Origin of the sequence: Halorientalis pallida (genome assembly GCF_004118325.1) — an archaeon.
Taxonomy (GTDB): Archaea; Halobacteriota; Halobacteria; order Halobacteriales; family Haloarculaceae; genus Halorientalis; species Halorientalis pallida.
Genome location: NZ_RDFA01000001.1, coordinates 740,207 through 752,826, shown reverse-complemented (window position 1 = coordinate 752,826; position 12,620 = coordinate 740,207). Strand labels below are relative to the sequence as shown.

13 protein-coding genes are annotated in these 12,620 nt (G+C 67.8%); 2 read left to right on the top strand and 11 right to left on the bottom strand.

Features of this window, described 5'->3' with window-relative positions; genetic code table 11:
* Positions 1–19 precede the first annotated feature (19 nt).
* From EAF64_RS04120 to EAF64_RS04080, 9 genes are all read right to left on the bottom strand, one after another.
* Complete coding sequence (locus EAF64_RS04120) at positions 20–868, bottom strand: phosphatase PAP2 family protein (RefSeq protein ID WP_129067683.1); 849 nt, start codon at positions 866–868, stop codon at positions 20–22.
* A gap of 4 nt (positions 869–872) precedes the next feature.
* The gene (locus tag EAF64_RS04115; RefSeq protein ID WP_227738873.1) at positions 873–2,639 is read right to left on the bottom strand and encodes an ABC transporter substrate-binding protein; all 1,767 of its coding nucleotides are present in this window, start codon (positions 2,637–2,639) and stop codon (positions 873–875) included.
* A gap of 133 nt (positions 2,640–2,772) precedes the next feature.
* Positions 2,773–4,041 (bottom strand): hypothetical protein, encoded by a 1,269-nt coding sequence (locus tag EAF64_RS04110; RefSeq protein WP_129067681.1) that lies wholly within the window; start codon positions 4,039–4,041, stop codon positions 2,773–2,775.
* Between the two features lie 98 nt (positions 4,042–4,139).
* Positions 4,140–4,367 (bottom strand): hypothetical protein, encoded by a 228-nt coding sequence (locus EAF64_RS04105; RefSeq protein ID WP_129067680.1) that lies wholly within the window; start codon positions 4,365–4,367, stop codon positions 4,140–4,142.
* A gap of 230 nt (positions 4,368–4,597) precedes the next feature.
* A complete protein-coding gene (locus tag EAF64_RS04100; RefSeq protein WP_129067679.1) occupies positions 4,598–5,131 on the bottom strand; it encodes a DUF5815 family protein in 534 nt (177 codons plus the stop codon).
* A 46-nt stretch (positions 5,132–5,177) separates the two neighbouring features.
* On the bottom strand, positions 5,178–6,008 hold the full coding sequence (locus tag EAF64_RS04095) for a hypothetical protein (protein ID WP_129067678.1): 831 nt from the start codon (positions 6,006–6,008) through the stop codon (positions 5,178–5,180).
* Between the two features lie 84 nt (positions 6,009–6,092).
* Positions 6,093–6,506 (bottom strand): DUF7124 domain-containing protein, encoded by a 414-nt coding sequence (locus tag EAF64_RS04090; protein ID WP_129067677.1) that lies wholly within the window; start codon positions 6,504–6,506, stop codon positions 6,093–6,095.
* Between the two features lie 57 nt (positions 6,507–6,563).
* Positions 6,564–6,755, bottom strand: a complete 192-nt coding sequence (locus EAF64_RS04085; protein ID WP_129067676.1) for a multidrug transporter — start codon at positions 6,753–6,755, stop codon at positions 6,564–6,566.
* A gap of 53 nt (positions 6,756–6,808) precedes the next feature.
* Complete coding sequence (locus EAF64_RS04080; RefSeq protein WP_129067675.1) at positions 6,809–8,059, bottom strand: NAD(P)/FAD-dependent oxidoreductase; 1,251 nt, start codon at positions 8,057–8,059, stop codon at positions 6,809–6,811.
* Positions 8,060–8,200: 141 nt separating this feature from the next.
* On the opposite strand from EAF64_RS04080, the gene EAF64_RS04075 reads away from it, so the two are divergent.
* The gene (locus tag EAF64_RS04075; protein ID WP_129067674.1) at positions 8,201–8,797 is read left to right on the top strand and encodes a DUF6149 family protein; all 597 of its coding nucleotides are present in this window, start codon (positions 8,201–8,203) and stop codon (positions 8,795–8,797) included.
* 92 nt (positions 8,798–8,889) lie between these two features.
* Positions 8,890–10,557, top strand: coding sequence for a methyl-accepting chemotaxis protein (locus EAF64_RS04070; RefSeq protein ID WP_129067673.1), 1,668 nt, complete (start codon positions 8,890–8,892; stop codon positions 10,555–10,557).
* Here EAF64_RS04070 and EAF64_RS04065 read toward each other — a convergent pair.
* Entirely contained in the window at positions 10,554–11,213 is a 660-nt protein-coding gene (locus EAF64_RS04065; RefSeq protein WP_129067672.1) for a hypothetical protein, read from the bottom strand. The two genes, EAF64_RS04070 and EAF64_RS04065, sit on opposite strands and share 4 nt — an antisense overlap.
* Positions 11,214–11,255: 42 nt before the next feature.
* The gene (locus EAF64_RS04060; protein ID WP_129067671.1) at positions 11,256–12,587 is read right to left on the bottom strand and encodes an NAD(P)/FAD-dependent oxidoreductase; all 1,332 of its coding nucleotides are present in this window, start codon (positions 12,585–12,587) and stop codon (positions 11,256–11,258) included.
* Positions 12,588–12,620: the final 33 nt, after the last annotated feature.

Here is a 12,620-nt window from a genome sequence, read left to right as displayed (position 1 = left end):
TCGACGCGTGCCGGGCCGGTCAGCGGAGCCGGTCGGCGAACTTGCCGACGCGCTCGCGGACGAAACCGTCGTGCTGGTCCCCGAACTGCCGGATCCGGCTCGCGGCGACGACCGAGAAGACGGCCAGCAGCAGGCCCGCGATCACGTCGGTGCCCCAGTGGATGCCCAGGTACATGGTCGAGACGGCGACGCTCGCCGCCGCGAAGACGGCCACCGGGAACCAGTAGGGGTAGGCGTCGCGAGTTCGGTAGGCCATCAGCGCGACGGTCACCGACAGCGACGTGTGCAGCGAGGGGAAGACGTTGGTGTTGCGGTTGATCTCGCTGGTGAGCAGCTGTGAGCGCGGCCAGTGCGTGTACAGCAGGGGTTCGACCACGTCCGGCATGAAGTTCCGCGGGCCGTACGCGATGAAGGCGAGATAGCAGACCAGGCCGATCCCGTAGTTGAGGATGTACGCGACGGTCAACTCCCGCATCGGTCGCTGGTCGTCGAGGGCGAGATACGCCACCAGCGGGAAGATCATCAGGAAGGCGTAGGCGTAGACGTACACGTTCGAGAAGTACGCCGTCAGGACCGGGGAGGCCACGGTCTGGATCTGCCCGACGAAGGCCCCCTCGATGGCGTGGATCGTACTGGTGATCCGGACGCCGACCAGCTGGGACAGGTCGGTGCTCACGTCGCGCACGAAGCTGTTGATCGCCAGCACGCCGGCCAGCACGGCCACGACCGGCCCCGCCTCGCGGAGCCGACCCCTGATGTCGGCTCGCGTCTCCCGGAGCCGTCGCGGGCCGACGAACACGAGCGATGCGACGACGAGCATCACGCCGACCACGCCGAGCACCCGGGCGGAGAGTTCTAGCAGTGTCACTGTATCACCGTCCGAGAAGTCTGCCGCCCTCGTAGCGATAGCCGGCCTCCTGCCAGGCCTGCTGGACCTGTTCGTCGTCCACCTCGCCGTCGGACCCGAGGAACGGAAGGATCGGGTGATCGCCGTCCCACGCGAGTTTCGACGGGAGCCAGTCCGTCCCGGAGAGCGGGCTCGCCGCCGGCTCGGCGTACCCGTCGAACACCGCGTCGGCGAGATGCCCGCGGTCGAGCAACCGTCCCAGAATGCGGCGGAACTGGTAGTTGTGCAGCGGCGGTCGCCGCGTGTTGTACCCCAGCACGTAGTAGGAGTTCGAGGGCCGAGTCAACAGTTCCAGTTCGGCCGCGTCCTCGATGCGCGAGACGGTTTCGACGCCGATTCCGTTGATCGCGGCGTCGAGCGTCCCGTCGGCGGCCGCTTCGACGACGATCCCGTCGGATACGTCCGCCTGCACGACCAGTCGATCGAAAGGAAGCCCGCCGTCCATCCACGGTGGGAACTCCCCGCTATCGGTGCGGTGGAGGAAGTGTTCGTCGAACCGCCGCAAGACGAGTTCGACGCTCGATGGCTGTTCGGCGAAGGCCACTGGCCCGCTCCCGACCGCGGGGACGTTCCTGGTCACCAGTGCCTCCGTCACCTGTCCGCCCACGTCGACGCCGCCGATGGTGGCCGGCCGTCGCCGTTGCTGCCAGACGTGTTCGGGCAAGACCGGGACGGTGAACGCGCGTCGCGCGACGGTCTCCGAACAGTCCGTGAACGCGAACTCCACAGTTCGAAGGTCGTTGGCCCGCACGCTCTCGATCAGGCTGGCCTGGCCGTGATACCGCGGGACCGGGACGACCCCATCCGTATTCCGCGCCGACGTGTCCGCGATGAACTCGTACGTGAACGCCACGTCGTCGGCGGTCAGCGGTTCGCCGTCGTGCCAGCGCTGGTTGGGCCGCAACCGGACCGTCGCCCGGAGGTCCTCGCCCCGGCGCTCGAACTCCCAGCTGTCGGCCAGCCACGGCTCGATCCGGTCGCCGCCGATAGTCCGGCCCAGCGAATCGTACAGCAGGTTCGTCATGGTCGTGTTGTCGCGGTATCGCACCGCCAGCGGGTTGAGATTCTGGACCTCCTGCTGGTAGGTCGTCCCGAGCCGGAGCGTGCGCGGACTCGATTCCGCCATGGCGGTCGCCTCCAGTGCCAGGAATCCAATCGGCGAGTCCAGAGCCGCCTGCTCCCAGCCGGTGAACCGGTCGGTCCGGACCGCCCGGATCGTCTCCGGGAACCCGAGGACACTGAACGGCTGGGTCCGGGCGAGGGTCGCCTGCAGCGTCGCGACCACGTCCCGCCGCTCCTGGCCAGTCACGCGTCGCTGGCGCTGGAGCAGGTCGTCGACCTGTGCGTTCGAGTACCCGAACGGGTTGCGCCAGCCCGGCGCCAGGACACCCGTCGAGTGCAGGAGCGAGTACAGGGTGTCCGGCTTCCTGCGAACGTCCGGCGTCCGCCCGACGAACAGGTCGAACTGGTGGTTGACGAGGATCTGCCGGCGGAGTGCGTCCTCGGCCGTCGGGACGATCCTGGCGTCGATCCCCGCGGCCTGCAGCCACTCTCCGATCGCCCGCGCCAACCGGAGCGCGTACGAATCGGCGTCCGCCGGGAGCGTCTTGATCCGCAGTGTCGTCTGCCCGTTGCCCCGCCAGCCCAGGAGGGCCTGGAGCCGGTCGAGACAGCCAGCGCTCGCGCCGGCCGCGCCCGTCGCGGCACCGGCGAGGAGCTTCCGTCTGGACACACCGCCCCGGCCGGACGACATTGTGTTGCGATTACGTTTAGCCGTGCCCGCTATATCCCTTATGTATTCGGGAATCTCGGGTCCGCGGTCACCTGCTTCCACCTCGCACGCTGGTCCGAGCCCTCGGAACGGATCACAGCCCGAACAGCGGGACGGCCAGCGCGACGAGCCAGGCGAGGGCGGCGACCGCGACCAGCCCGGTCCCGATCCGCCGCCGCCGACTCCCGGGGGCACCCGCCGTCCGGGCGCTCGCGCCCGCCGCCAGCAACCCGGCCGCGAGCGCGACGCCGACCCGGTGCTGGGCGAGTTCGGGTCCCGGGACGCCGACGCCTACCACCGCGAAGTCGGCGGCGAACGCGGCGAGCAGTGCCGCGGCCGTCACGCCGAACCCTCGGAGCGGCTCGACCGTACTTCCCTGTCTGTACGCCATCGCGGGCACGCCCAGCGCCACGACGGGGTACAGCACCGCCGCGAACAGCTTCGGGTGTATCCACGGGAAGACTGTCTCGAGCGACATCCCGCCTAGCCTGACGACCAGGTAGAGGCCGCAGACGGCTGCGGCCAGGCGCAGTTCGCCGCCGAGTCGGTCGTCGCCGGTCGCCAGGGCGTCGAGTGTGCGCCGACGGAGCCGTTCGGTGCCGCCACCGACGGCGAGGGCGACCGCGGGCACCGCCAGGGCCAGCAGGTCGACGACCGTGATCCCCCCCGCGCCGCGACTGCCGTACCCCGAGAAGTTGCGGCCACGGACGCGAACGCCGGGTTCGTCCGCGAGGTCGTCCTCGACGAGTTCCTGTGAGCCCCGCGTCGAGGTGACGGTGTGGCGCAGTCGGAACCAGTCCCACCACTCGGCGTGGACCTGGACGGCCGTCCAGGTCCCCGAGGGGGAGCCGAACCCCCGGACGTGCTGGCGCGTCCCGAGATACGTGCCCGCGTGGAGCTGGAAGTCCTGTTCGACCCAGCGTCCGCGGCCGCGTGCTGGGTCGACGTAGGTGTACCGCGTCGAGCCGTGGGTCGGCGCCCACCACAGGTGGACGCCGGGCCCGTCGACGTTCAGGTTCCCCTGTGACCCGATGTCGACCTCGACGTCGTCCATCCCGGGAAGCGGGACCGACGCGTCGCCGGACGGCTCCGCTCCGTTGGCCCGCTCCCAGTCGACGGCCGCCTCGCGGGTCAGCACCTGCTGGGCACGCGACGTGTTGCTTCCGACGAGGACGTTGATCGCGAGCGTCCTCCCGTCGGTCGATCGACGCTTGCTCGTGTAGGGCCAGAGCCGATCCTCGCCGTCGCTCGGCTGGATGAACGCACGCGTCGGGGCGTCGGCGTCGGCGGCCCCGAACGCGCCGCTGGCGACGGCGAGACAGGTTACTGCGGCGACGAGTGTGACGACCCGGCCCAGTCGCATACGACCACACCTCTGACAGGACGACCAAAACTGTCCCGGTCGTGATCCGTCCGGTCACTGACCCCGGGACGGTCGGTCGAGCGGCGGTGTGGACGGCCTCAGGAGCCGTCCCCGAAACGATACCGGTAGGGTTGGTCGCGGATGACCTCGACCTCACCCGTCTCGGCGTGGCGGCCCAGTACCGTCGCGATCTGGTGGGCGCTGTCGAACTCCTCGCCGTGCTCGTCCAGCAGGTTCAGAATCTCCCGCGCTGTCAGTGGCTCGTCGGCGTCCGCGTCGTCGAGCACGGTGCGGATGCGTTCGAACTTGCCCTGACGTAAGCGCATACGCATACACACACGCTACTATCACATTAAACGGCGTCAGACACCCGTCGGACGGCCGTTCGACGAAAACCCCACGACGGCACCCACCCGTCTGTGTCATCCGCTGTCATACGAACTGTTCTGTTCGATGAACAGAGCATACATTCGACGGATCGCTGTGCGAGACGGACCCGGCCACGCTCACCGCGCGCGGCGCGACGCGATCTCGGGGTGGTCCGGTCTTCGCCGGCTCAGATCGCCGTGTCGTGTTCGGACTCGAACTCCCGTTCCCGGCGGTACGTGTCGACGAACTCGCTCACGTCGAACTGGAGCATCTGTTCTTCGAACTCCGCCATGGCGTCGTCGTCGCCGGCGTGGCTCATCGCGTGTTCCATGAGTTCGACCAGCAACTCGACGACGACCTCGTGGAGTTCCCGGGCGCCGAAGTCCGTGATCCAGATGGCGCTGTAGCCCACGTCACCGTCGTCGGAGAGGTCGGCGCTCGCGACCTGGCCGGGGAACTCCTCGATCACCATCCCCATCAGGTGGGCGGTGGTGAACTCGTCGAACTCGTCGGTTGGTTCGACGGTGGCGCGTAACACGTCCGCCAGCGACTCCGGGACGAACCGACCCAGCGGGTGGACGTCCATCACGACCCCGTGGGCGTCGCCACAGTCACAGTCGAACTCCCGGACGCCGAGGTCCAGTTCGCGGGGGCTGACGGGTTCGCCACAGGCCAACTCCAGGTCGTCGCCCCCGTCGCCCGGTACGCGCGGTTCTGACATCGCCGACGGGTAGGACTCGCGCCCGGTTAAACGCCGCGGGTCCGGCTCAGTACGCGTCCGTCTGTCCCCCGGGCTCCTCGTACTCCCCGCCGCGGCCGCCCCGCTCGGTCCGGAGTTGCTGGTAGGCCTGTGTCGTCACCGCGATGCCGAACACGCCCACTGTCGCTCCGACCGCCACGTTGACGACCCCACGAACCACCGGACCGAAGAGCCCAGCGACCAGGCCGCTGCCGAACCCGACGATCACCCCGACGAGCGCGAGCACGACGATCAGTCCGAACAGGTACCAGCGGTTCCCCTTCGCGGCACTCCAGCTCTCGGTCAGGGCGCCGATGGCGTTCTCGTCGTCCAGCGCGACCGCCTGGCGGACGAAGACGAGCGAGACGCCGAGGAACGTGGCCAGGACGAACCCGCCGACGATGAAACCGATCAACCCGACCACGAACCCGACGGTGACGATCACGAACACGAAGATGCCGGCCAGGAAGCCGTTCACGGTCGCCAGCGGCAGACTGTCGGCCAGTCCGTCGGGGAGTCGATCCGGGTCCGACGCGGCGAACACCCGCACTGCGACGATGCCGATTGCCTCGGCCACGAACGCCAGCGCGACGAAGGCCGCGGCGAGCAGTGTCGGCGGGAGCGACACGGCGAAGGGCAACACGCCAATCTCGTTCTGGAACTGCTCCAGCGCGCCCGCCTCCGCCAGTTGCGGGCCGAACTCCTCGACGACGAACTGGGCAACGACCTGCATCAGCGACTCGTAGACCACGGTGTTCGCGAACCCGAGCGCGAGAAACGCGACCAGGAGATACGCGCCCGGTCGCGTGAGCGTTCGGTCCAGACCGTCACCGAGGGCTTTCTCTATGTCCAGGGACATAGTGACAGAATCAACACGGGTGCCGACAACAGTGTCGCTCGGGATCGGTCGGTGGCGTGTCGGTGCCCGTTCGCAGAACTGTGGTCATGGCCAGTCGTCGCGGCTCTCTTCGACGTCCTGATCGGGCGTGCTCGGTTCGCCGAGTTCCCAGCCGGCGGCCTCGGCGGCGTCCTCGACGTGGAGGAACTCCCAGCCGACGGCCTCGGCCAGGGCCTCGTCCTCGTCGTCGACGCCGACGAAGACGTGGCGCTCGGTCTCGAACTGGCCGCTGACGTTGTCGAGACTCTCTTCGCGGCCCCGTGGTCCCGAGAAGAAGTCCTGTCGGATCCGGTGTTTGCGCGTGAAGTTGGTCACGACGTAGGTCGGCTTCTCGGAGACGACGCCGACGTACTCGCTCCACTGGCGCGCGTCGTTGAACACCGAGTCCGGGTGTGCCAGTTCCTTGAGCGCGCTCAGATCGAAGGCAAGGGTCATATCGCTGTTCCCGCCACCGTTCATACCTCTTGCTGGGCCCGGCCCGGAGAAAACGCCTTCGGTACGGCCGTTGGCGAGGCGTCAGCCCAGATCGAGCCGGCGATACAGCGTCACGCCGATGGCCAGTGCGGCGACGGCGAGGCCGATCGCGGTCGGCAGCGGGTCGCCGCTACCCCACTGCCAGTCGTAGACGGTGTAGCCGATGACCGCGACGAGCGCCACGAGCGCACCGACGACTTGGAGGGATCGAGACTCCGCGGGACGTCCCGGCATATACGACAGTCCGAACGACAGACAGAAAAAACCACCCCGGCGTGTCGGGTGACTTACTCGGTCTCGGCGGTCGCGGGCGCGTCGAGGTTGTCCAGATCCACGTCCTGTTCGAGCAGGACCTCCTTCTGGTCCGCCACCACACGTTCTTCGCGGATCAGCTGTTTGTACTTCGACTGCGGGGCCAGGTCGCCGATGAGGACGCCACCGACGATCTTGCCGTCCTTGAACGCCAGCCGCCGCCACTCCGTGTCGGAGTACTTCCGTTCGGCGTGGTCGTCGCCCAGCGTCGGGTGGCCAAAGGAGAGGAAGGGGAAATCGAAGTGCGTGATCGAGTACGAGGAGACCCAGCGGAACGCTTCGGCCTCCTCGTCGGCGACCATGTTCTCGCCGGCGATCGCACCCTGTTCCTTGGCCGACCCCCAGGCACCGTTCTGGGTGTACTCCCCGAGGATGGTGTCGTAGAAACGGGTGATGTCGCCCGCCGCGTACACGTCCTCGACGTTGGTCTGCATGTACTCGTCGACGACGATGCCGTCGTCGAGTTCCACGTCGGTGTCACGGAGGAACTCGGTGTTGAAGTTCAGGCCGATGGCGACGCCGACGAACTCGCCATCGTACTCCTCGCCGTTGGGGTCGACCGCACCGTCGACGACGCCGTCGTCGTCGGTCGTGAAGTGATCCACACCGGAGTCGAAGACGGGGGTGACGCCGTTGTCTTCGAGCGCGCCGTGGATGATCTCCGCGCCCTCCAGCGAGAGGGCGTAGCGCCACCAGCGGTTGCCCCGCATCAGGTAGTGGGCCTCGATGTCCTGTGCGCCACAGATGGCCGCCAGGTCGATCCCGAGCAGGCCCGCGCCGACGACGATGCCCGTGTCGGACTCGTCGGCGTGTTCGCGGATGGCCCGGGCGTCCTGGAAGGTCCAGAAGTGGTGGATCCCCTCGGCGTCGGAGTTGCCGACCGGAAGCTGGGTCGGTGTCCCGCCCGTCGCCAGCAGGAGCTTGTCGTACTCGATGTCGCCGCTCTCGTGGGTGGTGACCACCTTCTCGTCGGTGTCGACACCGGTGACGACCGTGTTGAGTTCGAGGTCGATGTCGCGCTCGGCGTACCAGTCTTCTTCGTGGATCGAGATGGGGGCCTCGGGGAGTTTCCCTTTGGCGAACTCCTTGATGAGAATCCGGTTGTACAGCGCCTCACCCTCCTCGGTGACGACCGTGATGTCGGCATCGGGGTCCTGCTCCCGGATTGTCTCCGCCGCGGAACTCCCCGCGATACCGTCTCCGATGATCACGTGCGACGCGCTCATAACTCGTGGTTAGCGTACCGGGCCTAATGTGCATTGCTATCCGGGAGAGTTTCGCGCGTCGATACCGGTCCCGTGTCCGGGCTACCACACGACTGAAACCCGGGACGTTTTAGGTCGTTCCGTCCGTACGAGTGGGTCGAGATGAAGATCCGTCAGAACGTCCGCCACTGGGCCGCGAAGAAGGCACTGACAGCTCCCGTCATCGGCCAGCGGGTCAACGACCGCTTGGTCGACCTCCACACCGGCGTCTTCCTGGACAAGGCCGAGGAGGGTTACCGAGAGGCCCGGCGCGCGCACCTCGACGACTTCTTCGACGCGACGATGGACACCTACGTCGCCGCGCTAGACGCGAGCTACCCCGAAGCCGAGGCCCGTGAGATCACCCACATCCAGGCCAACTTCGACTTCTACAACCACGGCTGGACGGAGATGATGGAGTTCCCCGCCGACGAACTCGAGGACCACTACGACCGCTACGCCGAATTCTTCGAGCGCTGGGGCATCACGATCGACGACCCCCTCGGCGAGTTCCGGCCCGCCGACGGCGTCGCCGACGCGCCCTCGACCCCCGAGAAACTCGACGAACCCGAACACCCCCACGCCGAGGGCGGCTTCGCCGACGACGTGTACGTCGAGACCGACGACGGCGAGGTCGTCGTCGGCGGTCAGGACGAACCCGACGAGGTCGACCCGGCCGAGGCCCCCGGTCTCGACTCCGACGAAGCCGGCGCGGACTGACCAGGGAGCGACCGACGAGCCACCCCCGTTCCGTTCTCAGCGGTGAGAACTGACAGGATACTTTCTTGACCGTTCTCTCTCGATCTACTGGCATGAGTGCTGAGACCGTCGAAGGAGACACGCACGACGGCGATACGGTCCAGATCTCGCTGTCGTTCTCGCCGGAGGAGTGGTGGTGGTCCTTTGCGGGCGCGTCCTCGCAACGATTCAAGCAGCTGTTCCCGAACGTGATCCAGCGGACGCTGAACAGACAGTTGTGGCTCCACTCGGGGATCGCTATCCTCGTACCGGTCGCGGCGGCGATCTACACCGGTTCGTGGCTCACCGTCGGCGCGATCATGGTCGCGACGTTCTTCTTCGGCGGCATGATCTACGGCGAGATGTTCGTGATCATCAAGACGCTGCAGCGGACCGCCGAGGCGGTTGGTGACGGGCAGTACCGGCTCCGGATTCCGGACCAGCGCGCCGACGAGATCGACGACGTCTACCGCGGGTTCGAGGCCACCGCCGCGGACCTCGACGATCGGGTCACCGAAGCCGAAGACGCCAAAGAACAGGCCCAGCGCCAGCAGGAACGCGCCGAGGAGGCCCGCGCCGAGGCCGAGGCCGCGAAGCAGGAGGCCGAAGCCGTCGCCGACCAGCTCCGGACCCGCGCCCAGGAGTACAGCGAGGTGATGGACGCGGTGGCCGACGGCGACCTGACCCGCCGGCTCGACGCCGACGCCGACAACGAGGCGATGGCCGACATCGCCACGGCGTTCAACGAGATGCTCGACTCCCTGTCCGGGACCGTCGAGGAGGCCAGTGAGTTCGCCGACACCGTCGCGAGCGTCAGCGAGGACGCCGCCGCCAGCGGCCAGGAGATCCGCCGCGCCAGCGACGAGGTGAGCGGCTCGATGGAGGAGATCGCCAGTGGCGCCGAGGATCAGCGCGAACAGGTCACCGACGCCTCCGAACGGATGAACGACCTCTCGGCGACCATCGAGGAGATCGCCTCCTCGGCGACGGAAGTCGCGGGCACCGCCGCGGACGCGGCCGACACCGGCGAGGAAGCCCGCGACGCCTCCGAGCGGGCGGGCGAGGAGATCGCGTCCATCCGGGAGAACGCCGCCTCGGCCGCCACGGAGGTGGCGACGCTCGATCAGCGCATCGAGCAGATCGACGAGATCGTCGACCTGATCGACGGGATCGCGGAACAGACGAACACGCTTGCGCTGAACGCCTCCATCGAGGCCGCCCGGGCCGGCGAGGCGGGTGAAGGCTTCGCCGTCGTCGCCAACGAGGTGAAAGACCTCGCCGAGGAGACCCAGGACGCGACCGACGAGGTCGAGTCGGTGATCGCGGAGATGCGCGAGCAGGCCGCCGCCGCGACCGACGAGATGGACGACATGGAAGACAGCGTCGAGAGCGGGGCCGACACCATCGAGGACGCCATGGCGAAACTGGAATCGGTCGTCGCGACCATCGAGGACGTCAACGCCGGCGTCCAGGAGATCGACGACGCGACCGACCGCCAGGCCTCGACGACCCAGGAGGTCGTCGCCACGATCGACTCCGTGGCCGCGATCAGCGACCAGACCGCCGAGGAGGCCCAGTCCGTCTCGGCCTCGGCGGAGGAACAGACCGCCGCAACCCGCGAGGTGACCGAGACGATCCAGCAACTCTCGACCGAAGCCGACCAGCTCTCGACGTTGCTCGACGAGATGCAGGTCTCGGCCGGCGGCACCGGCGCCACCATCGACGCGACCCTGGAGGACTAGCGGTCGACCTCGAACACCGCAACACACTCGACCCAGGTCGATTCACTCGTTTCCCCGCCCAGCGCTCCTCGGATCGTGAACGCGTAGACGCCCGATTCGAGATCCTCGACCAGTGTCACGTGATCGTCCCGATCCGGTGACGGATGGGTCTCGACGCTCAGCCGCCAGGTGTACGCTCCGCCGTCGTCGACGGTCGTCCAGGGCTCGACGTGTTCGTCGGGGGCGACGTGTTCCCAGCCGTCGGACGTCCGTCGTCGTATCGCCCAGGCGTAGGGGTTCAGTCCGAACGATTCGCCGGACTGGTTGTGCAGCGTGAACGTGACCGTCTCGACCGACTGATCGTCGGTCGTCGGCTCGAACAGTTCGCGGTCGGGTTCGACCCACACCTCGGCCGACCCGCCGCCGAGCGCGTGGAAACAGACCGTCCGGTCGACGCTGTCGCTGACAGTGGGACACTCTGTCCCGTCGAATCGTCCGGAAGGGGACGCTGGGGTACCGCTCCCGTCGTCCGCCGTTCCATTCGGCGTCTCGGTCCCGTCAGGACCGCCCGATCCGTCGGTGTCGGTCGGTGTCGATCCGTCTCCGGACTGGTCGAGACAGCCCGCGACCGCCATCGCGCTCGTGCCGAGCGTCGCCAGTATCGTACGGCGTCTCATACCGTCCCGGAGGCTACCGCCGGTAACCTGTCTTCCGGTGGCTCAAACGCCGGTTTGACCCTTCCGGATCAGCGCGGTGGCGGCGGCGAAGCCGGCCTCGATAGCACCGTTGAGACTGCGCTCGGGGTACTGGGCGCGGCTGGCCATCCCGGCGTAGGTGACGCCCTCGGCGACCGGTTCCGAGAGGTCGTAGGGGATCACCATGTCCAGATAGCCCCGTTCGTACACGGGCGCAGTCCGGGGGTTGCGGGCCGTTTCGACCCAGTTCACGTCGCCGGGATCGAACTGGGGGAACAGATCGGCGATGCCGTCCTGCCACACCTGCTCGACCTCGCTGTCGTCCATCCCCCACAGGTCCTCCTCGAGGTCCTGCACGTAGCTGGCGGTGTAGTAGAGGTGTTCGCCGCCGTAGCGCTCGGGTGGCACGAAGTTGGTGTGCTCGATGAACACGCCGAAGGGGGCTTCGTCGGCGATGTTCAGCCAGTAGGTGTCGGTCAGCGACTCGTCTATGCTCCAGACCGAGCAGACCGTGCCCTGGAAGTCGATCTCGCAAGGGTAGCCCGTCAGCCCCTCCAGCACGTCGGGCATCGCGGCGACGACGACGCCGTCGATCTCGTGGCGCTCCGTCTCGCCGCCCTCGGCGGTCTCGACGGTCAGCGCCTCGACAGCCTCGTCGCCGGTCGCGAGGTCGGTCACTCGCGCGCCCGTGGTGACGTTCGCACGGCCGACGGCCTCGACCAGCGCGTCGAGAAACGGGGCGAACCCACCCTCGAGGTAGCCCAGGATCTCACCCCGCAAGAGGTCTCGTTCGCCGCGGAACTTCACCCGGCCCAGCAGCCAGGCGGCGCTGACGTCCTCCTTGCGCGAGCCGAACTTGGCGGAGAGCAGGGGTTCCCAGAAGTTCTCGTAGACGCTCCGGGTGGTGTGATCCAGCAGGAACTCCTTGATGGGCACGTCCTCGAAGGCTTCGAGGTCGTCGTAGGTGTCGAAGGCCGGGACGCCACCGCGAACGTCCACCTCCATGGTGAGCATCGCCAGCCGGAACTTGTCGTACAGCGAGAGGTGCGGGTAGGCGAGGATCTCCCAGGCCGTGTCCAGCGGGTGGACGACGCCGTCGACGTAGTAGGCGTTCTTGCCGATCCGCCACTCGATCCGGTCGCCAAGGCCCAACTCCTCGGCCAGTTCGACGATGGTCTCCTCGGACTTCGAGAGGTGGTGGTAGAACTTCTCGATGGGGTCGCCGCCAGTCTCGTAGACTGCTGCGAGCCCACCCACGTCGTCGCTCGCCTCGAACACCTGTACCTCGTGGCCGGCCTGCTGGAGCCGGTGGGCCGCGGCCAGTCCCGCGATCCCGCCGCCGACGACGCCGATCATGTCATCCGATCCGCCCGGCGGGCATATTTGCGT

Bases quoted from the DNA above. Each gene is read 5' to 3' on its own strand.
- EAF64_RS04110 (WP_129067681.1), bottom strand. From the start codon at position 4,041: ATGCGACTGGGCCGGGTCGTCACACTCGTCGCCGCAGTAACCTGTCTC.
- EAF64_RS04105 (WP_129067680.1), bottom strand. From the start codon at position 4,367: ATGCGCTTACGTCAGGGCAAGTTCGAACGCATCCGCACCGTGCTCGAC.
- EAF64_RS04100 (WP_129067679.1), bottom strand. From the start codon at position 5,131: ATGTCAGAACCGCGCGTACCGGGCGACGGGGGCGACGACCTGGAGTTG.
- EAF64_RS04095 (WP_129067678.1), bottom strand. From the start codon at position 6,008: ATGTCCCTGGACATAGAGAAAGCCCTCGGTGACGGTCTGGACCGAACG.
- EAF64_RS04090 (WP_129067677.1), bottom strand. From the start codon at position 6,506: ATGAACGGTGGCGGGAACAGCGATATGACCCTTGCCTTCGATCTGAGC.
- EAF64_RS04085 (WP_129067676.1), bottom strand. From the start codon at position 6,755: ATGCCGGGACGTCCCGCGGAGTCTCGATCCCTCCAAGTCGTCGGTGCG.
- EAF64_RS04080 (WP_129067675.1), bottom strand. From the start codon at position 8,059: ATGAGCGCGTCGCACGTGATCATCGGAGACGGTATCGCGGGGAGTTCC.
- EAF64_RS04075 (WP_129067674.1), top strand. From the start codon at position 8,201: ATGAAGATCCGTCAGAACGTCCGCCACTGGGCCGCGAAGAAGGCACTG.
- EAF64_RS04070 (WP_129067673.1), top strand. From the start codon at position 8,890: ATGAGTGCTGAGACCGTCGAAGGAGACACGCACGACGGCGATACGGTC.
- EAF64_RS04065 (WP_129067672.1), bottom strand. From the start codon at position 11,213: ATGAGACGCCGTACGATACTGGCGACGCTCGGCACGAGCGCGATGGCG.
- EAF64_RS04060 (WP_129067671.1), bottom strand. From the start codon at position 12,587: ATGATCGGCGTCGTCGGCGGCGGGATCGCGGGACTGGCCGCGGCCCAC.